This window comes from Fulvimarina manganoxydans (assembly GCF_900176465.1).
Taxonomy (GTDB): domain Bacteria; phylum Pseudomonadota; class Alphaproteobacteria; order Rhizobiales; family Rhizobiaceae; genus Fulvimarina; species Fulvimarina manganoxydans.
The window spans coordinates 16542-40159 of sequence record NZ_FWXR01000021.1 but is presented as its reverse complement, the minus strand read 5'-3'; the positions used below and the strand labels follow the sequence as shown (position 1 = coordinate 40159).

Sequence of the window (23618 nt, the reverse complement as noted above, 5' to 3'; positions counted from 1 at the left end):
GCTCAGTCCGCCTGTTCGAACGGAATGTCGAATTGGGGCGTCTGGCCGATCCAATCCGGCACCGGCAGGCCCTTCTCCTTCAGGAAAGCGGGATTGAAGAGCTTCGACTGATAGCGATTGCCGTAATCGCAGAGGATGGTCACGATCCGGTGGCCGGGACCCATCTCCTTGGCCATGCGGATCGCGCCGGCGATGTTGATGCCCGACGAGCCGCCGAGGCACAGGCCCTCCTCGCGCACCAGATCGAAGACGATCCGCAGCGCCTCGTCATCGGGGATCTGATAGGCGAAATCAGGCTCAAAGCCCTCCAGATTGGCGGTGATGCGGCCCTGGCCGATGCCTTCGGTGATCGAGGAGCCTTCCGACTTCAACTCGCCATGGGCGTAATAATGATAGAGCGCGGCGCCCATGGGATCGGCGATGCCAATCTTGATATGGCCCGAATGGCGCTTGAGGCCGAGAGCGCAGCCGGCGAGCGTTCCGCCGGTGCCGACCGCGCAGATGAAGCCGTCCACCTCGCCATCGGTCTGGTGCCAGATCTCCTCGGCGGTCGTCACCACATGCCCGTCGCGATTGGCGACATTGTCGAACTGATTGGCCCAGATCGCGCCTTCGGGATGGCTTTTGGCAAGCTGTTCGGCAAGACGCCCGGAGAGCTTCACATAGTTGTTGGGGTTTTTATAGGGAACTGCCGGCACTTCGACGAGTTCGGCGCCCATCAGACGAAGAGCGTCCTTCTTCTCCTCGCTCTGGGTCTCGGGGATGACGATGACCGTGCGGTAGCCGAGCGCATTGGCGACGAGCGACAGGCCGATGCCGGTATTGCCAGCCGTGCCTTCGACAATGATGCCGCCTGGGGCCAAGAGCCCCTTGGCTTCGGCATCGCGGATGATGAAGAGGCCGGCGCGATCCTTCACCGATTGGCCCGGATTGAGAAACTCCGCCTTGCCGTAGATCTCGCAGCCGGTCTCGTCCGAGGCGCGGTTGAGACGGATCAACGGGGTGTTGCCGATGGCGTCGAGAACAGAATTGGTGCGGGACATGGGCGCCTGAAGCTTCAATCTTACGGGAATCGCAATTGCGGGTCAGGCTGGAAACTATGAGCGCCCAGGGGGCAAGGCAAGCTTGACCAAGCGCACGGCCAAGCACTTCGCGAAAGCGTGCCGGCGCGCAGCGCCGAAAGGCTGATGGTCGCCCCTATCCCTTTGCGCCTCGTAAGGCCCGATCGAGCGCTTGGCGAAAGCGGGAGCGATCGGCGGCACTGAAGCTCGCATTATAGCCCTTGATCTCGCCACTCTCGCGCAAATGCTGGGAAAAGGCCCGCATGGATAGGGCCTCGCCGATGGTCTCTGGCGTGAAGGGTCGGCCGGTCGGCCCGATCGCTGCCGCACCCTTTTCCAGAACGCGGGAGGCGAGCGGAACATCCGCAGTGATCGCGACGTCCCCAGGTCCGGCCATCTCCACGATCCGGTCGTCGGCGGCATCGGCTCCGGCCGGCACCGTGACGATCTCGGCATCGGGATAGCGCGACGGGCGCATGCCGCCATTGGAGACAAGGACGGGCGTGAAGCCGTGGCGCAGCGCCAGCTCGATCGCCTCGTCCTTCACCGGGCAGGCATCGGCATCGATCAGGACATGCATCGCCTTGATGGCTCCATCATTTCTTTTCATTTGTTGCTCCGGCCGTATCGCCGAATAAGTCAGCTAAGGGCCAAGCCCTTGGAAAACCTCAACTAGTGTCTCATTCGCACAAGGTTGCGGTGGCTGGACCCGCATCCCTCCTGCCTATCCTTTCAACCCCGCTCGTGCCAGTGCGTGACGATGACGAAGCCGACGACCCCGTTTCACGCCCGCACCATCGTGAATACGCCCGCAGAGGTCATGGTCGGGATCGCCTATCTTGCGGTCAGCTTCATGATCTTCCCGGCAGCGGACGCGACCGGCAAGGTGCTCGTCGAATGGCATGGCCTGTCCGGGGGCTTCGTGGCCTTCGTGCGCATGGTCATGCAGGTCGTCCTCGTTCTGCCGATCGTCCTCGTCTGGAAGGGCAGGGCCGCCCTTGCCACGGGCCATCTCGGCCTCAACCTGTTGCGCGGTATCTTTCTCGGTCTTGGCGGCATCGCCTTCTTCTCGGCGCTTGGCTTCATGCCGCTTGCCGATGCGACGGCCGTCTTCATGGTCGAGCCGATGATGGTGACGCTGCTTGCTGTGCCGATCCTAGGCGAGACGATCGGCCGGCGCCGCATTGCCGCGATCGTGGTGGGCTTTGCCGGCGCCATGCTGATCATCCAGCCGAGCTATGCCGTCTTCGGGCTCGCCTCTCTGCTGCCGATCGCCGCAGCGCTTCTCATCAGCCTCTATCTCATCGTCAGCCGCTTCGTGTCCGGCACGACGAGCCCGCTGGCCATGATGGTCTATTCGGGTCTCGGCGGGGCGCTGACCTGCGGCGTGGCGCTGATGATCGGAGGGGTCTCCGGCGTGCCGGCCCTCGATCCGACACCGCCTGAATCGCTCACACCCTATGGCCTGATCGTTCTCCTCGGCCTGATCGGCACGGTCAGCCATCTGATGGTGATCGAGGCCTATCGCCGGGCGCCCGCTTCGGTTCTTGCCCCCTTCAGCTATCTAGAGATCGTCTCCGCGGTGGTCCTCGGATTCCTGATCTTTGGCGATTTCCCGAACGGCCTCAAATGGCTGGGGATGGCGGTCGTCGTCGGCTCGGGCCTCGCCCTTTATCTTCTGGAACTCAGGGCTTCGCGCCGGGCGCGGCCGATCCATCCAACCCCCTGAACGCGGGAGATTGCGCCCGTTTCATGCGGAAGTCGCGTTGCACGCCGCGCGCGGTCGCATAAAACGGGTGTGAGAAGCTCGACCCGGCCGAGACAGACAGGAAAGACCGCGCGCCCATGTTCAAGACCATCCTGATCGCCAATCGCGGCGAGATCGCCTGCCGCGTCATCAAGACGGCGAGGCGCCTCGGCATCAGGACGGTCGCGGTCTATTCGGACGCCGACCGCCAGGCGGTGCATGTGGAAATGGCGGACGAGGCGGTCCATATCGGCGCGGCGCCCGCCTCCGAGAGCTATCTGAAGGCCGAGACCATCCTGAGGGTCGCGAAGGAGACCGGCGCCGAGGGCGTTCATCCGGGCTACGGATTCCTGTCGGAAAACGCCAAATTCTGCGAGCTTCTGGAAGATAACGGCATCACTTTTATCGGCCCGAAGCCCAAGGCGATCCGCGCCATGGGCGACAAGATCGAATCGAAGACATTCGCCAAGGCCGCCGGCGTCAGCGTCGTTCCCGGCCATATGGGCATCATCGAGGATGCCGATGAGGCGGTGCGGATCGCCGGCGAGATGGGCTATCCGGTGATGATCAAGGCCTCGGCCGGCGGTGGCGGCAAGGGCATGCGCATCGCCCATGACGACAAGGAATGCCGCGACGGCTTCGACCGGGCGCGCTCCGAAGCCCGTTCCTCCTTCGGCGACGACCGGGTCTTCATCGAAAAATTCGTGGTCGAGCCGCGCCATATCGAAATTCAGGTGCTGGCCGATGCCCATGGCAACGCCATCCATCTCGGCGAGCGCGAATGCTCGATCCAGCGCCGCAACCAGAAGGTCGTCGAAGAGGCGCCTTCGCCCTTTCTCGACGAGGCGACCCGCCGCGCCATGGGCGAACAGGCCTGCGCGCTGGCAAAGGCCGTCGATTATCAGAGCGCCGGGACGGTCGAATTCATCGTCGACGAAGATCGCAATTTCTACTTTCTCGAAATGAACACCCGGCTCCAGGTCGAGCATCCGGTGACCGAGCTCGTCACCGGCATCGACATCGTGGAGGAGATGCTGCGCGTGGCGAGCGGCGAGCCGCTGCGCTATGCCCAGGACGATGTGACCCTGAAGGGCTGGGCGGTGGAGAGCCGCATCTATGCCGAGGACCCGTTTCGCGGCTTCCTGCCCTCAATCGGCCGGCTGACCCGCTATCGCCCGCCGGAAGAGGAGCGGCTGGGCAAGGCGATCGTGCGCAACGACACGGGCGTTCGGGAAGGCTCGGAAATCTCCATGTTCTACGATCCGATGATCGCCAAGCTCTGCACTCATGCCGAGACACGCCAAGCGGCGATCGAGGCGATGGGCGAGGCGCTCGATCGCTTCGAAATCGCCGGCATCGAGCACAATATCCCGTTTCTCGGCGCGCTGATGCGCCATCCGCGCTGGCAGGAGGGCCGGCTGTCGACGGGCTTCATCGCGGAGGAATATCCCGAAGGGTTCGAGCGGCCGGAGCCTTCCACCGAGACCAAGCGTGTCGCGGCGATCGTCGCTGGCCTCCTGGAACTTGGCCAACGCCAGCGTCTGGACAAGCATATCGATCGTCTGCGGCCCCATTCGGGCGTCTTGCGCCGCGACTGGGTGGCGAAGGTCGACGGCGATTATCTGTCCCTTCACCTGGAGCGGGCGGAAGGCGGGCTTCGGCCGGTCTATGCCGTAAGCGTCGAAGGGCGCGAGGCGACGGTTGCGACCGACACCAAGATCGGCGAGTCGCTCTGGACCGGTATGATCGACGGCCAGAGGCGCGCCGTTCAGGCCCGGCCCGTCATGAATGGCTGGGCGCTCTTCGTCGATGGGCTTTGGCTGCCGGTGAAGGTGATGACGCCAAGAACGGCCGAACTCGATCGCCTGATGCCGGTCAAGCTGCCGCCGGACACCTCCAAGATGCTGCTCTGCCCGATGCCGGGCCTCGTCGTCTCGATCGCGGTTAAGGAGGGGCAGGAGGTCAAAGCCGGCGAGACCCTGGCGGTCGTCGAAGCCATGAAGATGGAGAACATCCTCAAGGCCGAGCGCGACCTCACCATCGGCAAGCTCAACGCCAAGCCGGGCGACAGCCTTGCCGTCGACGACGTCATCATGGAATTTGCCTGAGCGAAGGCTTTGGACGAGGGAAGGCCGTGCCGCAATGGGCAGAGCCTGTCTCTCTTCTTTCAGGAAACGATACGTTCGAGGGCCGTCAGTTGACGTCCTGGGCGTCCGGCTTGATCACCCCGGCCTCTTCGCCGTCACCCTGAACGAGGGCCGGATTGCTGGAGCCCGCGCCATCGGTCGGGCCGTCGCCGGAGCCGACGCTGGTGGCCTGTTCTTCGCCCTCGTCGCTGCAGGCCGACAGGCCGAGCGCTGCGATGGACATCAGGGATGCAGCGAAAAGTGTCTGAAATTTCATAGATTTGTTCCTTCGATCGGGTTGATGGGACTTGACCTTTCAAGGCTTGCCGCGCCGATCGGGTTCCGGCTTTAGGTGGAAAAGACCGCTTGCCATCCAACGGTTTGTGGACGGGGCATCTGCGTCCAATCCGCGATTGCGCTCAAAGCCCCCGGCGACTATGCGGGTGTCTCACCCGTCAATGCCGCCTGCAGGTATCTCACCCGCCGATGCTGACTGAGGAGCCGAACCGGTCGTGAAGCTCTCCCCCCAACAGGACGAAGCGCTGAAGGCCGTGGCCGATTGGCTCGAAGCCGGCGACCGTCCCGTCTTCCGCCTGTTCGGCTATGCCGGCACGGGCAAGACGACGCTCGCCAAGCATTTCGCCGAAGGGATCGAAGGCGCGGTCCAATTCGCCGCCTTCACCGGCAAGGCCGCTCAGGTCCTGCGTTCGAAGGGCGCCAAGAGCGCCCGTACGATCCATTCGCTGATCTACCGCCCGCGCGGCGAAGAGGAGATCGCCGACGAAGAGACCGGGACGGCCCGGGTCTCGCCGACCTTCTCGCTCAACCGTCAGAGCCCGGTGGCCAAAGCCCGGCTCGTCATCATCGACGAATGCTCCATGGTGGACGAGGCGCTCGGCCGCGACCTGATGAGCTTCGGCACGCCCATTCTCGTTCTCGGCGATCCCGGCCAGCTGCCGCCGGTCTCGGGGGGCGGCTTCTTCACCGAGGCCGAGCCCGACTTCCTTCTCACCGAGATCCATCGTCAGGCCCGCGACAATCCGATCGTTCGCCTCGCCCTCGACGTGCGCGAGGGGCGGGCGATCATGCATGGCGATTACGGGACGGTTCAGGTCATCGGCAAGCGCGACGTGGAGCGAGACGCTGTTTTGAAGGCCGATCAGGTGCTGGTCGGCACCAATCGCACCCGGCGGCGCTACAATGCCCGGCTGCGCGAATTGAAGGGTTTTACCGAAGCCTTGCCCCAGGTCGGCGACAAGTTGGTCTGCCTCAGAAACGACCCGGCCAAAGGGCTCCTCAACGGCTCGCTCTGGCAGGTGATGACGGCTAGCCGAGAGACTGTGAAGCCGGGCGTCAATCTCATCGTCAAACCCGATGACGACGACATCGACCAGGGCGCGGCGAAGATCCGCCTTCTAAAAAGCGCCTTCGAGGAGCCGGAGACCGAAGTGCCCTGGTCGACCAAGAAGCGCTTCGACGATTTCGACTATGGCTACGCGCTGACCGTCCACAAGGCACAAGGCTCCCAATGGGACGACGTCATGCTGTTCGACGAAAGCTTCGCCTTTCGCGATACGCGCGAGCGCTGGCTTTACACCGCGATCACCCGCGCGGCGGAAACGCTGACGATCGTGCGCTGAGGCGTGCCTCTTCCAATTTTGCCTTGCCTGAGGTTCCAGCCCGCAAAGCGAGTTCTGCGACGCGGGGCGTATAAGGGAGGGCCGTATAGCGCGCAATCATGTCGCGAGTTTCTTTTGACCGGTCTGAATTTGCACCTTTCCCCAGCGCCTATCGCGTGCTGGCCGCGACAATGACTAAGTGTGCCCATCACGTCTTCGCAAATTTGATACCAATTGTCGCAACAGGCCCAAGCGGACGTTTACCCATCTCCTCTAGGCTGGCTTCGAAACAGCTGGTGTTTGCAGATCGATGATGACCGCGTATTCGAACCGTGCCCATGTCTTGCCGGACGACGACGCGCAGGCGACGCTTCTGAATGTCTCCCTGCGCAACGCCATCCCCGGGATGTTCGTCAATTTCGTCGCGTCGTTGGGAGTTGGCTCTCTTTTCGGCATGCACGGTTATCAATGGGCGTGGCATTGGCTCGCGCTGGTGTCCGTTCTGACAGTCATTCGCGTACTGGTCTGTATGCGGATTCAGGGATGGGCCCGCCACACGTCGGCTCCCCGGCCATCCGCAGTCCGCCATGCGCAAAATGGGCTTGCGATCGGCCTCATCTCCGGATCGGCATGCTGGGGCATTTTCGGCTGGTTCGCCTTGTCGGTCCCCGAGCCGGCCCTGCACTATACGGCATGCATCATTCTGAGTGCCTTCACGGCCGGGGCCATCGTGACGCTCTCGCCCTATCGACTGATCGGTCCCGCCTATATCTGGCTGATGATGGTGCCGGCCTTGGCCCGGCTCTTTCTCAACGGGGGAAGTGACGGGCTACTTGGCCTTCTTTGCCTTGTCTTCATGTTTGTGATGACCCTTGCCCATCGCGCGTCTGCTCGGGTGCTTCGCGAGTCGATCGATCTCGGCCGGCAGAATTCCAGGCTGGTCGAAGAAATGCGCCGCACCAACTTCTATCTTGAAGACCGTGTCGCCGAGCGCACGCGGACGCTCCATGAGCTTGCTCATCGCGACCAGTTGACCGGCCTTCTCAATCGCCGGGGGCTGACGGTCGCCTTCAACGCCTGGATCGACAACGAGGGCGGGCCCGCCGTCCTCCTTTTCCTCGATCTCGACCATTTCAAGCAGATCAATGACGGCCTCGGCCATGAAGCGGGCGACCTCGTTCTGAGCGAGGTCGCCCGGCGCCTGAGCCAGAGCTGCGGTGAACAGGCCATCGCGCTGGCCCGTTGGGGCGGCGACGAATTCATCTGTCTCTTGCGGCCGGGAAACATGGAGGACCAGAGGGACGGCGATCTGCGCGGCGCTGCGGATCGCCTTGCCGAGAGCATCGCATCGGCTTGCGCAGCACCCTTCCATATTGGCGGGGCCCAATGCCGGCCCATGGCGAGCATCGGGGTCGCGCTTTATCCCGAATGCGGCGCAGAACTCGATCAACTCGTGCGCAGGGCCGATCGCGCCGGAGGCGAGGCCAAGCGACGGGGGCGTGGCCGCTTCGTTCATTACGATCGCTCCCTATCCATTGCCATGCAGCGTCAGGCGACCATCTTCGCCGACTTTGAATCCGCGATGGCGCGGGGCGAGATCACCGTCGTCTATCAGCCGGTCGTCGATACCGCGAAAGGTCTTGTCACGGCCTACCACTCTCGTCTCGATTGGCGGCATCCGGAGCTCGGCGTCGTCGAGCCGGACGAATTCATCGAGGTCGCGGAAGCCAATGAGGTGATCGGGCGTGTCGGTCATGTGGTCTTCGACACGACCCTCGCCGACGCGGCCGCCTGGCGGAGCCTCGGATCGAGCGCTCGCCTCGTCGTCGATGTCTCCATCCGGCAACTCCTGGCCGAGGGGTTCGTGGATCAGACCCTATCGATCCTTCGAAAGCACGGACTCGGCCCGTCCGCGCTTGAAATCGAGGTCGTCGCGGCAGCCCTCGCGCCTCAGGACGAGGTCGGCACGATCGAAGTTCTGCAGGCGCTGCGCGGGCATGGCATCGTCATCACGCTGAGCGAATTCGGGAGTGGCTTCATCCGCTTGGCGCGCCTGAAGGATTATCCGATCGATCGCCTGAAGATCGATCCGGCGCTCACGGCCGGAGATCGCCAATCGAAGGCTGTCCTCGAAGGCCTGATCCACATGGCGCGGCATCTCGATCTAGAGGTGATCGCAAGTGGGATCCACACGCTCGATCATGCACGGGCCGCGGTGGCGCTCGGCATCGATGCCTTGCAGGGCGACGTCATCCGCCATCCGGCGCCGCTGACCGCCGCGCTGCAGCCTGTCACAATCCCTTGGCTCGATGCGCCTTCGCAAACGCCCGACGCCTCGGAGATTGCCGCCTGAATCCTCAGGCGCGGCATCACCCATCAATAGTCGCTGGTCGAAAGACTTCGAGAGCCTCGGTGTATCATTCCATCGCCGGTCCAGGCTCCGCCGGGCCGGCACCCTTCGGCTTCGGCCGCATGAGGGCGAGCAGGGGGATCGCGCAGAGCGTGATGATCATCATCAGTTTGAAGTCGTCCACATAGGCAACCATCGCCGCCTGGGCTTGGACCTGCTGGTTCAGAACCGCCAGCGCTGTGGTCTGGTTGGCGCCCATTCCGCCCATCGCCGCAAGCGCTTCGGTAAAATTGGGATTGAACGGATTGAGGCCCGAGACGAGCTCGCTGCGGCTGATGACGATGTTGTGGGCGAGCTCGACGGTGACGATCGAAATGCCGACCGACGAGCCGATATTGCGGAGCAGGCTGAACAGGGACGCCGCATCGGCCCGAAAGCGGGGCTCGAGTGTCGCGAAAGCGAGTGTCGAGAGCGGCACGAAGACGAGACCCAATCCGAGACCCTGGACGACGCCCGACACGATGATCGGCGTCTGGTCCATCTGGGGCGAGAAGCCGCTCATCTGGTAGAGCGAGAGCGCGGTCAGAAGAAGGCCCGTCAGGATCAGGAGCCGCGTGTCGAACTTGCCGATGATCCGCCCGACGACGATCATCGAAATCATCGTGCCGACGCCGCGCGGGGCCAGGACCAGGCCGGTCGTCACCACCGGATAGCCGAGGATGTTCTGGAGCATCGGGGGCAGCAAGGCGAGGCCTGCCAGAAGCACCATGCCGACGACGAAGATCATGACGAGCGCCATGACGAGATTGCGGTCGCGAAAGATCTTCGGGTCGATGAAGGGGGCCTTGGCGCCGGTGATGTGGATGACGAAGACCCAGATCGCGGAGACCGCGAGGCCGAGCTCGATCCAGATTTCGGGGGATGAGAACCAGTCGACCTGCTCGCCCCGATCGAGAAAGAGCTGCAGCGCGCCGATGAAGATCGACAGCATGGCGAAACCGAAGAAGTCGAAACCGCGCTGGCGCTTCGGCGTGTTCGGCAGAAAGGCGATCATGCCGGCAAGCGCTAGCGCACCGATCGGCAGATTGACGAAGAAGACATAGCGCCAGTTGAAGGTCTCGGTCAGCCAGCCGCCGAGGGTCGGGCCGACGATCGGGCCGACCATGATGCCCGCGCCCCAGATCGCCATGGCCTGGCCATGCTCTTCGGGCTTGTTGATGTTGAGGAGAACCGTCTGGGACAATGGCACGAGAGCGGCGCCGCACAGTCCCTGGAACAGACGGAAGGCGATCATCTCCTCGAGGCTCGTCGAAAGCCCGCAGGCCATGGACGCGACGACGAAGCCGGCGGCGGATGCGATGAAGAGTTGGCGCAGGCCGATCTTGTCCGAGAGCCAGCCGGTGACCGGCGTCATGATCGCGGCGGCGACGATATAGGAGGTCAGAACCCAGGTGATCTGATCCTGGGCCGCGCCGAGCGAGCCCTGCATATTGGGCAGGGCGACATTGGCGATGGTCGTGTCGAGCACCTGCATCACCGTCGCCAGCATGATCGAGACGGTGATCAGGCCTTTATTGGCGACAGGTTGCGAGCTTATCTTGGGAGCAGCTTCAGGCGTGGATTTCGCCGGCGCGGCCTGTCCTTTCGGGCCGCCTTGCGCGCCGGCGGTGACCGCGCTCACCTCTGCCGCGGCCGGCCATCATCGCCGGTCGCTTGCTGGGCGTTTGCGTCAGAGACCGCGAGGGTCCTACCCGTCTCGGCAGCTTCAGCCGTTTGCGGGCCCGGAAGCCAATCCTGAAGACCGAGCGATGCAAATGCGGGCTCCAGAAACTCGGGAACGCCGCGGCTATGGCCGGTATCGACGGTGACCGACGCGCTCATCCCGGCGCGCATGGGCGGCAGATCGCCATTGTGGTCGAGATCGATGCGCACCGGAACGCGCTGAACCACCTTCACCCAGTTGCCGGTGGCGTTCTGGGCCGGAAGAAGCGCGAATTCCGAGCCGGTTCCGGCGCCGATCGAGCCCACATGCGCATGGAAGGGTCGGTCCGGATAGGTGTCGAGCACCACATCCACCGGCTGGCCGGGATGCATGTCGGTCAGTTCGGTTTCCTTATAATTGGCTTCGACCCAGCTCGTCGAGGTCTCGACCAATGCGACGACGGCGGACTGGGGCGTTACATATTGCCCGATCTGTAGCCGGTCGGTCTGGCTGACGATTCCGGCCTCCGGGGCGGTGACCCGCGTATGATCGAGATCGAGTTCGGCCGAATGGAGAGCGGCAAGCGCCTCCATCACTTCCGGATGCTGGTCGGTTGGAATATCGGGATTGCCGGCGAGCGCGGCCTTGGCGGCGAGGACATCCTGTTCGGCGGAGGACAGCGTGCCCTTGGCCTGTTGCAGGGAAAGGCGCGCATCGTCGAGCGTCGCATCGGAAACGACGCCCCGTTTCACCAGAGCGTTCTGCCGATCATAGGTCGTCTGGGCGAGATCCAGCGCGTCGGACGCCGTCTGGCGTTTGGCGATCGCCTGGCTATAGGCCGCCTTCAGTTTGGCCACATCGAGCCGCGCTGCTTCCAGCCGCGCCTTGTCGCTCTCGACGGCGTTGCGATAGGCGGCATCGTCGATGGTGAAGAGGAGATCGCCGGCTTTCACGGACTGGTTTTCCTTGACCGCGACCTCGGCGATCTGGCCGGAGACCTGGGGCATGACCGTCACCCGGTCCTGCTGCACATAGGCGTCCTCGGTCTCGATATAGCGCCCTCCGGTCACCCAGTAATAGGAGCCGGCGGCAACGAGAGCCAAGGGAAGGGCGATCATCAGCGCCAGGCGCAAGGGGCGCCGCTTGCGCGGCGGCGCGGCGGATGTGTCTTCGTTTGTCGTGGTCTCTTCGCCTTCGCCCGCTGGCCGGCCGGACGCTGCTGCGACTGTGTCGGTCTCGTCGGCCGCTTCGTTCAAGGCGACGGGTGTGTCGACGGGTTCGGCCTTCTCGATCGAGGTCTTGTCGGGTCTCGCATTCATGAGAGGATGTCCTGCTTGACGTCATCGGCCATTGGGGCGGAACCGGTGCGCCGGCCGGGGCGATCATCGGCAGGATTGGCGCTCGCATCGGCGGCGCAGAGATTGCGGACGACCACCTGCAAGGCGGCAAAGAGCGCTTCACGCTCCTTCGACGACAAGCCCACTTGGGCCTCGTCGAAGAGCGTGTTCGCGCGCTCGCGCATCGGCGCGAGAAGCGCTCGGCTCTTCTCGGTGGTGAAGAGCTGACGCGCCCGGCGGTCGTTTGGATCCTGGACCCGTTCCACCAGCCCGGCCGCGACCATCCGGTCCACATGCCGGCTGACCGTCATCGGCTCGAGCTCCAGAAGGCTCGCCAAGGCCGCCTGGCCGATCCCCTCGTTCTTGGACAGACGCGCGATGATCTGAAGCTGGGCCGAGGTCATCGGCATGTCGCGATTCTCCTGCTCGAAGCGACGCCTGAGCAGACGGGCCGCGTCGACGAGAAGAAAGCCGAGACTGGTTTGAGGATCCTGTTTCATGCCGTGGATATAATAATCAGGGTTATTATTGGCAAGTCAGGAATCGACGGTTCCCAACCTCAGACGCCGTAGGGGTTGATGGAATGTAAAAAGGGACGCGACCGGTGCGGATCGCGTCCCTCAATAATCGAAATCGATGCCCCACGGTTCCGCCTCAAACCGATGACGAAGACGGGTCCCGAAGCGCCCCGATCGCCCCCACCGGCTCAATAGGCGCCTGCCGGCTGATTGCCTCAGGCCGCGAGCGTGCGCTGGATCGCCTTTTCCCACAGTGTCAGACGGCGGCCACGCTCGACGGCCGGCATGCGGGGCTCGAAACGGCGTTCGAGGTGCCAGCGCTCGGCAAAGCCTTCCTGGCCCGGCCAGACCCCGGCGGCGTGGCCGGCGATCCAGGCTGCGCCGAGGGCCGTCGTTTCGAGGACCACCGGCCGGTCGACCGGCGCGTCCAGGAGGTCGGCGAGACGCTGCATGGTCCAGTCGCTCGCCACCATGCCGCCATCGACGCGCAGGATCGTGTCGCTGGCGCCGGACCAGTCCGCCTTCATCGCCCGCAGGAGATCGGCGGTCTGGAAACAGGTGGCTTCGAGGGCCGCGCGCGCGATCTCGTTCGGCCCGCTCTTGCGGGTGAGGCCGTAGATCGCGCCGCGCGCTTCGGCGTTCCACCAGGGGGCGCCGAGGCCGGTGAAGGCCGGCACCATGACGACGTCCTGGGTGTCGTCCGCCTCGCCCGCCATCGGGCCGGAGCGCTCGGCCCGATCGACGATCTTGAGCCCGTCGCGCAGCCACTGGACGGCGGCGCCGGCGACGAAGATCGAGCCTTCGAGCGCAAAGGCCGTCTGGCCCGACAGACGATAGGCGATGGTGGTGAGCAGCCGGTTGGCCGAGGGAACGCGCTCGGCGCCGGTGTTGAGGACCGCGAAGCAGCCGGTGCCATAGGTCGATTTCAGCATGCCCGGCTTGAAGCAGGCCTGGCCGAGAGTCGCCGCATGCTGGTCGCCCGCCATGCCCCGGATCGGAATGTTCGCGCCGAAGAGAGCGCCGTCGCAGATGCCGAAATCGGCGTCGCAGTCGCGCGCCTCGGGCAAAATGGCGGCCGGCACGTTCAGGAGCCGCAACAGCTCGTCGTCCCATTGATTGGCGGAAATGTCGAAGAGCTGGGTGCGGCAGGCATTGGTCGTGTCGGTGGCGTGGACCTTGCCGCCGGTCAGCCGCCAGAGGAGGAAACAGTCGATCGTGCCGAAGGCGAGCTTGCCGGCTTCCGCCTTCGCGCGGGCGCCGTCCACATGGTCGAGGAGCCAGGCGATCTTGGTGCCGGAGAAATAGGGGTCGATGACGAGGCCGGTCTTTTCCGTGATCAGCGCCTCGGCGCCGTCGCTGGCGATTTTATGGCAGATATCGGCGGTGCGCCGGTCCTGCCAGACGATGGCGTTGTGGATCGGCTTGCCGGTGTCGCGCTCCCAGATCACCACCGTCTCGCGCTGATTGGTGATGCCGATCGCGGCAATGTCGGAGGCCGAGAGCGACGCATCGGCGAGCGCCGTGCGCACGGTTTGGACGGTGGATGTCCAGATGTCCTCCGGATCGTGCTCGACCCAGCCCGAGCGCGGAAAATGCTGGGCGAATTCTTCCTGGCCGAGGCCGCGAATGCCGAAACGGTCGTCGAAGACGATGGCGCGGGTCGACGTGGTTCCCTGATCGATGGCGAGCACGTAGCCGGACATGGCGGGCCTCCAAATTCCCCGAAAGCGAAGGATGGACTTTGAAAGGAAGGGGAGCCGGCGGACCGGCTCCCCTCAGGAGCGTTGTGACGAGGCCGGACGCACCGGCCCTAAGAGAGGACGATCAGTTGCTCTTTTCCATGGAGCCGTCCGCCGAGGCCGGCGTTGCGGTCGCCGGCGTCTGACCGCCATCCTGCGGCATCGCCGCCTCGGAATCCTGCCAGCTCTTCACCAGCTCGTCATAGGAGACGGTCTGGGGCGTTTCCTTCTCGTTCTCTTTCTTCGGCTGCGGCGCAAGCGTGCCGTTCGCCTTGGCCTGCTCGACCCAATATTCCATGTCATGCTCTTCGTTGAGCTTGGGGCCGATATCGCCCTGGATGCCGGCGCGCTCCAGGCGCTCCATCACCTTTTCCTGCTCGGCGCAGAGCGAGTCCATGGCTTCCTGAGCGGTCTTGGCGCCCGAAGACGCATCGCCGATCGCCTGCCACCAGAGCTGGGCGAGCTTCGGATAGTCCGGCACGTTGGTGCCGGTCGGCGACCACTGCTTGCGGGCCGGGGAGCGATAGAACTCGACGAGACCGCCGAGCTTTGGCGCGCGCTCGGTGAACGAATCGTCGCGGATGGTCGACTCGCGGGTGAAGGTCAGGCCTTCGTGGCTCTTCTTCACGTCGACGGTCTTCGAGCCGACGAACTGGGCGTAGAGCCAGGCCGCCTGGGCGCGATCGACCGGGGTGGACTTCATCAGCGTCCAGGAGCCGACGTCCTGATAGCCGAGCTTCATGCCGTCGACCCAGTAGACACCGTGCGGCGAAGGCGCCATGCGCCATTTCGGCGTGCCGTCCTCGTTGACGACCGGCAGGCCGTCCTTGACCGCATCGGCGGTGAAGGCGGTGTACCAGAAGATCTGCTGGGCGATCTGCCCCTGTGCCGGAACCGGGCCGCTCTCGGAGAAGGTCATGCCCTGCGCTTCGGCCGGCGCATAGGCCTTCAGCCAGTCGAGATATTTCTGGATGGCGTAGACCGAGGCCGGGCCGTTGGTGTCGCCGCCGCGGGCGACGCAGGAGCCGGTCGGCTGGTCCTGGTCGTTGACGCGAATGCCCCATTCGTCGACCGGCTTGCCGTTCGGCAGGCCCTTGTCGCCATTGCCGGCCATGGAGAGCCAGGCATCGGTGAAGCGCCAGCCCAGCGACGGGTCCTTCTTGCCATAATCCATATGGCCATAGACCTTCTGGCCGTCGATCTCGCGGCCGGTGAAGAACTCGGCGATATCCTCATAGGCCGACCAGTTGACCGGCACGCCGAGCTCGTAGCCATACTTCTCCTTGAAGTCGGCCTTGTTCTTCTCGTCGTTGAACCAGTCGTAGCGGAACCAGTAGAGGTTCGCGAACTGCTGGTCGGGCAGCTGGTAGAGCTTGCCGTCCGGCGCGGTGGTGAAGGACGTCCCGATATAGTCGTCGAGATCAAGCCCCGGATTGGTGACGTCCTTGCCCTCGTTCTCCATCCAGTCGGTCAGGTTGCGGACCTGCTGGTAGCGCCAATGGGTGCCGATCAGATCGGAATCGTTGACATAGGCGTCGTAGATGTTCTCGCCGGACTGCATCTGGGTCTGCAGCTTCTCGACGACGTCGCCTTCGCCAATCAGGTCGTGGGTGACGTTGATGCCGGTGATCGCGGTGAAGGCCGGCGCCAGCACCTTGGACTCGTATTCATGGGTGGTGATGGTTTCCGATACGACGCGGATATCCATGCCCTGGAAGGGCTTGGCCGCGTCGATGAACCACTGCATTTCCTTTTCCTGATCCTCGCGCGAGAGCGTGGACATGTCACCGATCTCGGCATCCAGGAAGGATCGGGCCGCTTCCATGTCGGCGAAGGCCGGGCCGCTCGCAAGCACGATGGCAAGCGCCGCGGTCGTTCCGAGTAGCGTTCGTTTCATCAGTTCATTCCTCCCTAATGGCCGGTTTGAGGTCTATGGCGGGCAGCTCCCCCGCGCCATCCGGCGAGCGCGGCATGCCCATGGGGTTCATCACCTAAACGGTGGTGAAGACGAGGACGAAGAAGGCCGCGCAGACGGTCAGCGCGTACCAGAGGGTGAGATCGGTAAAATACAGCCAGCCGAGGCAGATGAAGGCCGAGCCTAGCAGCGAGACGAAGAGCCGGTCCCCCCGCGTCGTCTCGAAGCGCAACACCCCCACGCGCGGCCCGCCACCGGGCGAGGCATATTCCCAAACGCCCATCAGGGCGATCAGGGAGAAGATGACGACGAAGAAGATCGCCGTTGGCCAAGTCCAGGCCATCCAAGACAGGTCGATCATGTTTGGATTTCCATGATGGTAGCGGATTCCATTCCCTCGCCCTTCGAGGCGAGGGGGCGTGGCGCAGAGGTTGCAGCGACGATCCCCATCACACCCGCCCCAGGGCAAAGCCCTTGGCGATGTAGTTGCGCACGAACCAGATGACGATCGCGCCGGGGACGATGGTGAGGGCGCCGGCGGCGGCGAGCACGCCCCAGTCGAGGCCTGAGGCCGAGACCGTGCGGGTCATGATGGCGGCGATCGGCTTGGCCTCCGTCACAGTGAGCGTTCGCGCGATCAGAAGCTCGACCCAGGAGAACATGAAGCAGAAGAAGGCGGCCACCCCGATGCCGCTCGCAATCAGCGGCATGAAGATCTTGAAGAAGAACTTCGGGAAGGAATAGCCGTCGATATAGGCGGTCTCGTCGATCTCCTTGGGGACGCCCGACATGAAGCCTTCGAGAATCCAGACCGCCAGCGGCACGTTGAAGAGGCAATGGGCGAGCGCCACCGCGATATGGGTGTCGATCAGGCCGAAGGCCGAATAGAGCTGGAAGAAGGGCAGGGCAAAGACCGCCGGGGGCGCCATGCGGTTGGTGAGAAGCCAGAAGAAGAGATGCTTGTCGCCGAGGAACCGGTAGCGCGAAAAGGCATAGGCCGCCGGCAGCGCCACCGAGACCGAGATCACCATGTTCAGGACGACATAGATGATCGAATTGACATAGCCCATATACCAGGACGGATCGCCGAAGATCACCTGATAGTTGCGCAAGGTCGGCTCGGCCGGGATCAGCGAGAAGCCCGACAAGATCTCCTGGTTCGTCTTGAAGCTCATATTGACGAGCCAATAGATCGGCAGAAGCAGGAAGAGAATATAGAGGATCGGGATCAGGGCTTTCGCCTTGAAGCGCGGATTGCGGGCCCGCTCCCTGGCGCGCATGGCGCTGGCCGACCGGCCGCTCGCCGGCAGGCGGTCATGCTCGGCTTGCCGCGCGTCGGGGGCGGCGCGGCTCCCCGTGTGATCGAAGGTGGCTTCGCTCATGCCTCGCCTCCCGTGCGGGGCGCCTTGTCGGCGCCGACATTGGTCATGACGGTGTAGAAGACCCAGCTGAGCAGAAGAATGATCAGGAAGTAGATCAGGCTCATCGCCGCCGCCGGGCCGAGATCGAACTGGCCGACCGCCATCTTGACGAGATCGATCGACAGGAAGGTGGTCGAATTGCCCGGGCCGCCGCCAGTGACGACGAAGGGCTCGGTATAGATCATGAAACTGTCCATGAAGCGCAGGAGAACGGCGATCAGCAGCACCCGGCCCATCTTGGGCAGCTGGATGTAGCGGAAGACCGCAAGGCGCGAGGCGCCGTCGATCTTGGCCGCCTGATAATAGGCGTCGGGGATCGAGACGAGGCCGGCATAGCAGAGCAGCGCGACAAGGCTCGTCCAGTGCCAGACATCCATGACGACGACCGTGATCCAGGCATCCAGCGGGTCCTGGACATAGTTATAGTCGATGCCGAGGCCGGCGACGGTCGCGCCCAGAAGGCCGATATCGGTGCGGGCGAAGACCTGCCAGATCGTGCCGACGACGTTCCAGGGAATGAGCAGCGGCAGCGCCATCAGGACGAGGCAGACCGAGACCCAGACGCCCTTCTTGGGCATGGCGAGCGCCACGAGTATGCCCAGCGGGATCTCGATGGCGAGAATGATGCCGGAGAAGATCAGATTGCGGATCAGCGCGTCGTGAAAGCGCGCGGAGGTGAGGATGTCGGTGAACCAGTCGGTTCCGGCCCAGAAGAACTGGTTGTTCCCGAATGTGTCCTGAACCGAATAATTGACCACCGTCATCAGGGGGATCACCGCCGAGAAGGCGACGATGACGAGGACGGGCAGGACGAGGAACCAGGCCCGATTATTGAAGGTCTTGTCCATCAGGCGGTCCTCCCCGAGGCGGTGGCGCGGGCGGCGCCGGGGGTCGTGTCGACGAGGCGGGAATCGGAATAGAGATTGAGGGCGTGCGGGGCAAAGGCGATATCGGCCTCGGCGGGAAGCGACGCATCCTCTTTGACGATCGCGCTGACCGGCAGGTCCCCGAGGCGGGCGCGCACGATCTTCTCCGAACCCACGTCCTCGACCCGTTCGATCGTCACCGGCAGGCCCTCGCCGCGCGGCACAAGCGAGACGAATTCCGGCCGGATGCCGAGCTCGATGCGCCGGCCTTGTGCCATCTGCCCACCAGCGGGGCCAAAATGGGCCGGAAGACGCAGACGTTGGCCCGATACGACCGCCTCGCCGCTTTCGAGGGCGCAGGGCAGAACATTCATGCCCGGCGAGCCGATGAAATAGCCGACGAAAGTGTGCTGCGGGCGCTCGAAGAGCTCCTCCGGCGTGCCGATCTGGACGACCTCGCCCTCATACATGACCACTACCTTGTCGGCGAAGGTCAGCGCCTCGGTCTGGTCGTGGGTGACATAGACCATGGTCATGGCGAACTCCTTGTGGAGCGCCTTCAGCTCGGAGCGCAGCTGCCATTTCATATGCGGGTCGATGACCGTCAGCGGCTCGTCGAAAAGGATCGCGGCGACGTCGGAGCGGATCAGGCCGCGTCCGAGCGAGATCTTCTGCTTCTCGTCGGCGGTCAGGCCCCGCGCCTTGCGCTTGCCCTTTTGCGTCATGCCGAGACGGCCGAGCATGTCCGCGACACGCCTCTGGATCTCGTCTTTCGGCACCCGCCGGTTCTTCAAGGGGAAGGCGAGATTCTCGGCGACCGTCATCGTGTCGTAGATCACCGGAAACTGAAACACCTGGGCGATGTTGCGCGCCTCCGGCGAGAGCATCGTCACATCCGTCTCGTCAAAGCGCACATGGCCCTCGGACGGGGTGAGGAGACCGGACATGATGTTCAAAAGCGTGGTCTTGCCGCAGCCGGAGGGGCCGAGCAGGGCATAGGCGCCGCCGTCCTCGAAGACATGGTCGACCTCGCGAAGGGCATAGATGCCGGCTTCGGCAAGGCCTGGCGTATAGGCGTGGCGCAGATGATCGAGGCTGATACGGGCCATAAGCGTGTCTGTCTCCTTGCCGTCTCAGGCCGCGATCGGGGCGGCGGTGCCGGCCGAGCGGTCGGCCGCCATGCCCGTCTCGGTAAAGAGAAGGACGTGGTTCGGGTCGAAGGCGAGACGCACGGGCTCGCCCGTCTCGACCCGGTGGACGCCATGGACGAGGGCAATGATGCGGTTGACGCCCTCTTCATCCCGGATCGTCGCGGGCGAAGCGGCGGTCTCGCCGCCGGGGCCATGGCCGTGATCGGCATGGATGAAGGTTTCCGAGCCGGTGACCTCCGAAAGAGCGATCCGCCCCTCGATGACGGCGCGGGTTTCGTCCTCGCCCTCGGCGCGTCCGCGCTCCAGATGGTGCGGGCGAATGCCGGCGAGATAGCGCCCGTCGGCCAGCTCCCGATGCCTCGGCGCGGCGGCGAAATGGACGCCGTGCGCGCCATGGAAGGAGAGGCCGCGCTTTTCGACCTTCAGGACGTTGAGGGGCGGATCGGAAAAGGTGCGGGCGGTCAGAAGGTCCTTCGGGCGGCGATAGACGTCCGGCGTCTCGCCGAATTGGGTGACGCGGCCTTGAGACAGCGTTGCCGTGCGACCGCCCAGAAGCAGCGCCTCATGGGGCTCGGTGGTGGCATAGACGAAGATCGCGCCGGTCTCGGCGAAGATCTTGGGCAACTCCTCGCGCAATTCCTCGCGCAGCTTGTAGTCGAGATTGGCGAGCGGTTCGTCGAGAAGGACGAGCTCGGCGCCCTTGACAAGGGCGCGCGCCAGCGCCGTGCGCTGCTGCTGGCCGCCCGAGAGTTCGAGCGGCGTGCGATCGAGAAAGCCCGACAGCTTCATCAGCTCGGCCGCCTTCTTCACCTTGTCCTCGATGACCGACTTCGGCTGCTTTTGAAGGCGCAAGGGCGAGGCGATGTTCTCGAACACCGAGAGGGTCGGGTAGTTGATGAACTGCTGATAGACCATGGCGACATTGCGCTTCCTGACCGGAACCCCGGTCACGTCCCGCCCGTCCATCACGATCTTTCCCGATGTCGGCTCGTCGAGCCCGGCCATCAGGCGCATTAGGCTGGTCTTGCCGGCAAGGGTCGGCCCGAGCAGGACATTGACGCTGCCGCGCTCGAGCTTCAGCGAGACGTCCACGATGTGACGCTCGCCGCCGACTGTCCGGTTCACCCCTTCGAGTTCAAGCACCTGTCAAATCCTCCCGATGACGCGCGCCGCGAACGGCTCTCCCGCCGGCGCATCATCATGTCTCATGTGGTCGGCGAGGCCCGGTCTCACCCCGGGGCTTCGCCCTGACGATGCGCCTGTCCGCATACGGACCCTCGGCGTCTCGCCATCTCCCAAGTCACGACCCTTACCGGCGAACAGGGGGGCGAGCCCCTGGCCTCCCGCTCGGCGGGTCTTCGTCATCGCGCCGCCCGCTCAGGCGGCGGCCGTCTCCCGCTGGGCGCGCTCGGCCATGAAGGCCTCGAGCCGCTCGGTTTCGTCTTTCGTGAAGCGCAAGCCCAGCTTGGACCGGCGCCACAGAACATCCTCGGCCGTCAGCGCCCATTCGGCCGCAATCAGCCAGTCGACTTCGACGCCCCTCAACCCATGGCCGAGATCGGCGCCGAGATCGCCCTTGGCGCGCTCCAGAAAGGCGATCGCATCGAGGCCGTAGGAGCGGGCGAGCCGCTTGACGCTGCGCGCATCGAGATCCGGGGCAAGCGCGGCGATCTTCGCCTCGACCGTCTCGATCTCCTCGACCCCGAAATTGCCGCCCGGCAAAGGCTCCTTGCCCGTCCACGACCGCACATGGCCGTCGAGCGACTTGCCGATCATCTCCACGACGTCCTCGGATAGGCGCCGATAGGTGGTGATCTTGCCGCCAAAGGCGTTGACCAGCGGCGCGCCTTCGGTCTCGTGCTTCAGGACATAGTCCCGGGTCGCTTCCTGGGCTTTGGAGGCGCCGTCGTCGAAGAGCGGGCGCACGCCCGAAAACGTCCAGACGATGTCGTCGCGGCTGACGGGAATTTCGAAATATTCGCTGGCCGAGCGGACGAGGTAGTCGATTTCGTCCGCCGAGATCGCCGCCTTGCCGGGATCGCCCTCATAGTCGCGATCTGTGGTCCCGATCAGGGTGAAATCGTCCTCGTAGGGAATGGCGAAAATGATGCGGCCATCGGAATTCTGGAAGATATAGGCCCGGTCATGGTCGTAGAGCTTTCGCGTGACGATGTGCGAACCCTGGACGAGGCGGATATTGTGGGCATCGTTGCGGCCGACCGCGCCGCGAATGACCTCATCGACCCAGGGGCCGGCGACATTGACGAGAAGGCGGGCGGTGACCTCGCGGGCCTCGCCGCTCGTCTGGTCCTTGATCTTGAGCTGCCACTCGCCATTCGCGCGCCGCGCCGAGACGAGCTTGGTGCGGGTGCGAATGTCAGCGCCCCTTTCGGCCGCGTCACGGGCGTTGAGGACGACGAGCCGGGCATCGTCCACCCTTGCATCGGAATATTCGAAGCCTTTGGAAAAGTCCGACTTGAGAGGCCTTCCGAGCGGCTTGGAGAGATCGACCGTGCGCGTTGCCGGCAGGCGCTTCCGCCCGCCCAGATTGTCATAGATAAAGAGGCCGAGCCGCAGGAGCCAGGCCGGGCGCAGCCCATCATGATGGGGCAGAATGAAGCGCAGCGGACGGATGATATGGGGCGCGATCGCCCACAGGACCTCGCGCTCCTTCAGCGCCTCGCGCACCAGCCGAAACTCGTAATGCTCCAGATAGCGCAGGCCGCCATGGATCAGCTTGGTGGACCATGACGAGGTGCCGCTGGCGAGATCGTTCATTTCGACGAGGCCGACCTTATAGCCGCAGCCCGCCGCGTCCCGCGCGATGCCACAGCCATTGATGCCGCCGCCGACGATGAAGACGTCGTAATCCGCCATGACCTCCCATCCCGCATTGCAACATTTTGTTGCGCTTCTTATTGATGCGAAAGCTAATACGAAACAAAAACGAGCGTCAAGCGAAATTCTTGTGAGATTGCTCGGCCATCTCCTTCTCGGATGAGGCGTCCTCTTCGGCTTGCCCTGTCTCGATGAGACACAGCTCGTTGTCCCGGCAGATGTCGCGGATCGTCATAGGTGCATGATCGGTGACGAAGGTGTCGACCTGGGTCATATGGCCGATCCGGACCGGCGCCGAGCGATCGAATTTCGAGGCGTCGGCCGCCAGGATCACATGGCGGGCATTTTCCATGATCGCCCGCGTCACGCGCACTTCCCTATAGTCGTAGTCGAGGAGCGAGCCGTCCATATCGATCGCTGAGGCGCCGATGACGGCATAATCCACCTTGAACTGACGGATGAAGTCGACCGCCGTTTCGCCCACCACGCCGCCATCGGAGCGGCGCACGACGCCGCCGGCGATCACCACTTCGATTTCCGGATAGGGACGCAAGAGCCCGGCCACATTGATGTTATTGGTGATCACCATCAGTCCGGTTCGATAAAGAAGCGCCTGGGCGACCGCCTCGGTGGTGGTGCCGATATTGATGAAAAGCGAGGCGTTGTCGGGAATGAGATCGGCGACCGCGCGGCCGATCGCCGCCTTCTCGTCGGCCGCGATCATACGCCTTGCGTCATAGCCGACATTCTGGACGCTGGAGGAAAGGACCGCCCCGCCATGCACCCGCGCCAAAAGCCGCGCGCCGCAGAGTTCGTTGAGGTCCTTACGGATGGTCTGAAGGGAGACGTGATAGCGGGCGGCAAGATCCTCCACAGTGACCTTGCCGGCACGCTTGGCCATTTCCAGAATTTCGTTCTGCCGGTCGGACAGCATGGCAAGGCCTCCCCTTTGGTTTCGAATGTGAAAGAAGCGAAACTCAAACGCAAGCATGCTGTTAGGGCTTCGTCGCTGCTCCGCTTCACCGCCTCTTCCTCGCTCTTCGTCATCAATCCGTCATAGACGCCTCTGCGAAAGCGACTTTGCCAATTCATATGAGAATGTTAGCTGCGAGCGCGATCCGGTGATCCGGCTAGAGCATGATGCGGAAAAGTTGCATGACTTTTCCGATTACATCATGCGGCAAAACAAAGGTTTAGAGCGAAATGGCGATCCCAATTGATCGCATTT

General features: G+C 64.0%; 19 protein-coding genes. 4 read left to right on the top strand and 15 right to left on the bottom strand.

Features of this window, described 5'->3' with window-relative positions:
* Positions 1-2: 2 nt before the first annotated feature.
* Complete coding sequence (locus tag B9A15_RS18080) at positions 3-1043, bottom strand: cysteine synthase A (RefSeq protein WP_084411935.1); 1041 nt, start codon at positions 1041-1043, stop codon at positions 3-5.
* Positions 1044-1197: 154 nt separating this feature from the next.
* A complete protein-coding gene (locus tag B9A15_RS18075; protein ID WP_170923355.1) occupies positions 1198-1671 on the bottom strand; it encodes a YaiI/YqxD family protein in 474 nt (157 codons plus the stop codon).
* A gap of 150 nt (positions 1672-1821) precedes the next feature.
* Here B9A15_RS18075 and B9A15_RS18070 point away from each other — a divergent pair, with 150 nt between their 5' ends.
* Complete coding sequence (locus B9A15_RS18070) at positions 1822-2790, top strand: DMT family transporter (protein WP_084411934.1); 969 nt, start codon at positions 1822-1824, stop codon at positions 2788-2790.
* Between the two features lie 116 nt (positions 2791-2906).
* Entirely contained in the window at positions 2907-4916 is a 2010-nt protein-coding gene (locus tag B9A15_RS18065; protein WP_084411933.1) for an acetyl-CoA carboxylase biotin carboxylase subunit, read from the top strand.
* A gap of 85 nt (positions 4917-5001) precedes the next feature.
* Here B9A15_RS18065 and B9A15_RS18060 read toward each other — a convergent pair whose 3' ends face one another.
* Positions 5002-5211 (bottom strand): hypothetical protein, encoded by a 210-nt coding sequence (locus B9A15_RS18060; RefSeq protein ID WP_084411932.1) that lies wholly within the window; start codon positions 5209-5211, stop codon positions 5002-5004.
* A 235-nt stretch (positions 5212-5446) separates the two neighbouring features.
* Between B9A15_RS18060 and B9A15_RS18055 the strand changes: the two genes are divergently transcribed.
* Positions 5447-6574 (top strand): ATP-dependent DNA helicase, encoded by a 1128-nt coding sequence (locus B9A15_RS18055; protein ID WP_084411931.1) that lies wholly within the window; start codon positions 5447-5449, stop codon positions 6572-6574.
* A gap of 292 nt (positions 6575-6866) precedes the next feature.
* Positions 6867-8906 (top strand): putative bifunctional diguanylate cyclase/phosphodiesterase, encoded by a 2040-nt coding sequence (locus B9A15_RS18050; RefSeq protein WP_210190540.1) that lies wholly within the window; start codon positions 6867-6869, stop codon positions 8904-8906.
* 64 nt (positions 8907-8970) lie between these two features.
* Here B9A15_RS18050 and B9A15_RS18045 read toward each other — a convergent pair whose 3' ends face one another.
* The 12 genes from B9A15_RS18045 to B9A15_RS17990 all read right to left on the bottom strand — a co-directional run bounded on the left by B9A15_RS18045 (position 8971) and on the right by B9A15_RS17990 (position 23324).
* Positions 8971-10500 (bottom strand): DHA2 family efflux MFS transporter permease subunit, encoded by a 1530-nt coding sequence (locus tag B9A15_RS18045; RefSeq protein WP_280173814.1) that lies wholly within the window; start codon positions 10498-10500, stop codon positions 8971-8973.
* A gap of 80 nt (positions 10501-10580) precedes the next feature.
* Positions 10581-11924 (bottom strand): HlyD family secretion protein, encoded by a 1344-nt coding sequence (locus B9A15_RS18040; protein WP_084411929.1) that lies wholly within the window; start codon positions 11922-11924, stop codon positions 10581-10583.
* A complete protein-coding gene (locus tag B9A15_RS18035; RefSeq protein ID WP_170923354.1) occupies positions 11921-12352 on the bottom strand; it encodes a MarR family winged helix-turn-helix transcriptional regulator in 432 nt (143 codons plus the stop codon). The genes B9A15_RS18040 and B9A15_RS18035 overlap by 4 nt, the downstream gene beginning before the upstream one ends.
* A gap of 323 nt (positions 12353-12675) precedes the next feature.
* Positions 12676-14163, bottom strand: coding sequence for a glycerol kinase GlpK (gene glpK, locus B9A15_RS18030; RefSeq protein WP_084411927.1), 1488 nt, complete (start codon positions 14161-14163; stop codon positions 12676-12678).
* A gap of 121 nt (positions 14164-14284) precedes the next feature.
* Positions 14285-16096: an ABC transporter substrate-binding protein gene (locus tag B9A15_RS18025; RefSeq protein ID WP_170923353.1), complete on the bottom strand. Its 1812-nt coding sequence runs from the start codon at positions 16094-16096 to the stop codon at positions 14285-14287.
* A 94-nt stretch (positions 16097-16190) separates the two neighbouring features.
* Positions 16191-16475, bottom strand: a complete 285-nt coding sequence (locus B9A15_RS18020; RefSeq protein ID WP_084411926.1) for a DUF2160 domain-containing protein — start codon at positions 16473-16475, stop codon at positions 16191-16193.
* Between the two features lie 88 nt (positions 16476-16563).
* Positions 16564-17394 carry a carbohydrate ABC transporter permease gene (locus B9A15_RS18015; RefSeq protein WP_084411969.1) on the bottom strand — a complete coding sequence of 277 codons (831 nt, stop codon included), beginning with the start codon at positions 17392-17394 and terminating at the stop codon, positions 16564-16566.
* A gap of 98 nt (positions 17395-17492) precedes the next feature.
* Positions 17493-18383, bottom strand: coding sequence for a carbohydrate ABC transporter permease (locus B9A15_RS18010; RefSeq protein ID WP_084411925.1), 891 nt, complete (start codon positions 18381-18383; stop codon positions 17493-17495).
* Positions 18383-19510 (bottom strand): ABC transporter ATP-binding protein, encoded by a 1128-nt coding sequence (locus tag B9A15_RS18005; RefSeq protein WP_084411924.1) that lies wholly within the window; start codon positions 19508-19510, stop codon positions 18383-18385. Before B9A15_RS18005 ends, B9A15_RS18010 begins: the two co-directional genes overlap by 1 nt.
* Positions 19511-19534: 24 nt before the next feature.
* Positions 19535-20695: an ABC transporter ATP-binding protein gene (locus B9A15_RS18000; protein WP_084411923.1), complete on the bottom strand. Its 1161-nt coding sequence runs from the start codon at positions 20693-20695 to the stop codon at positions 19535-19537.
* A 234-nt stretch (positions 20696-20929) separates the two neighbouring features.
* Positions 20930-22429 carry a glycerol-3-phosphate dehydrogenase gene (gene glpD / locus B9A15_RS17995; RefSeq protein ID WP_084411922.1) on the bottom strand — a complete coding sequence of 500 codons (1500 nt, stop codon included), beginning with the start codon at positions 22427-22429 and terminating at the stop codon, positions 20930-20932.
* Between the two features lie 76 nt (positions 22430-22505).
* Entirely contained in the window at positions 22506-23324 is an 819-nt protein-coding gene (locus B9A15_RS17990) for a DeoR/GlpR family DNA-binding transcription regulator (RefSeq protein ID WP_084411921.1), read from the bottom strand.
* Positions 23325-23618: the final 294 nt, after the last annotated feature.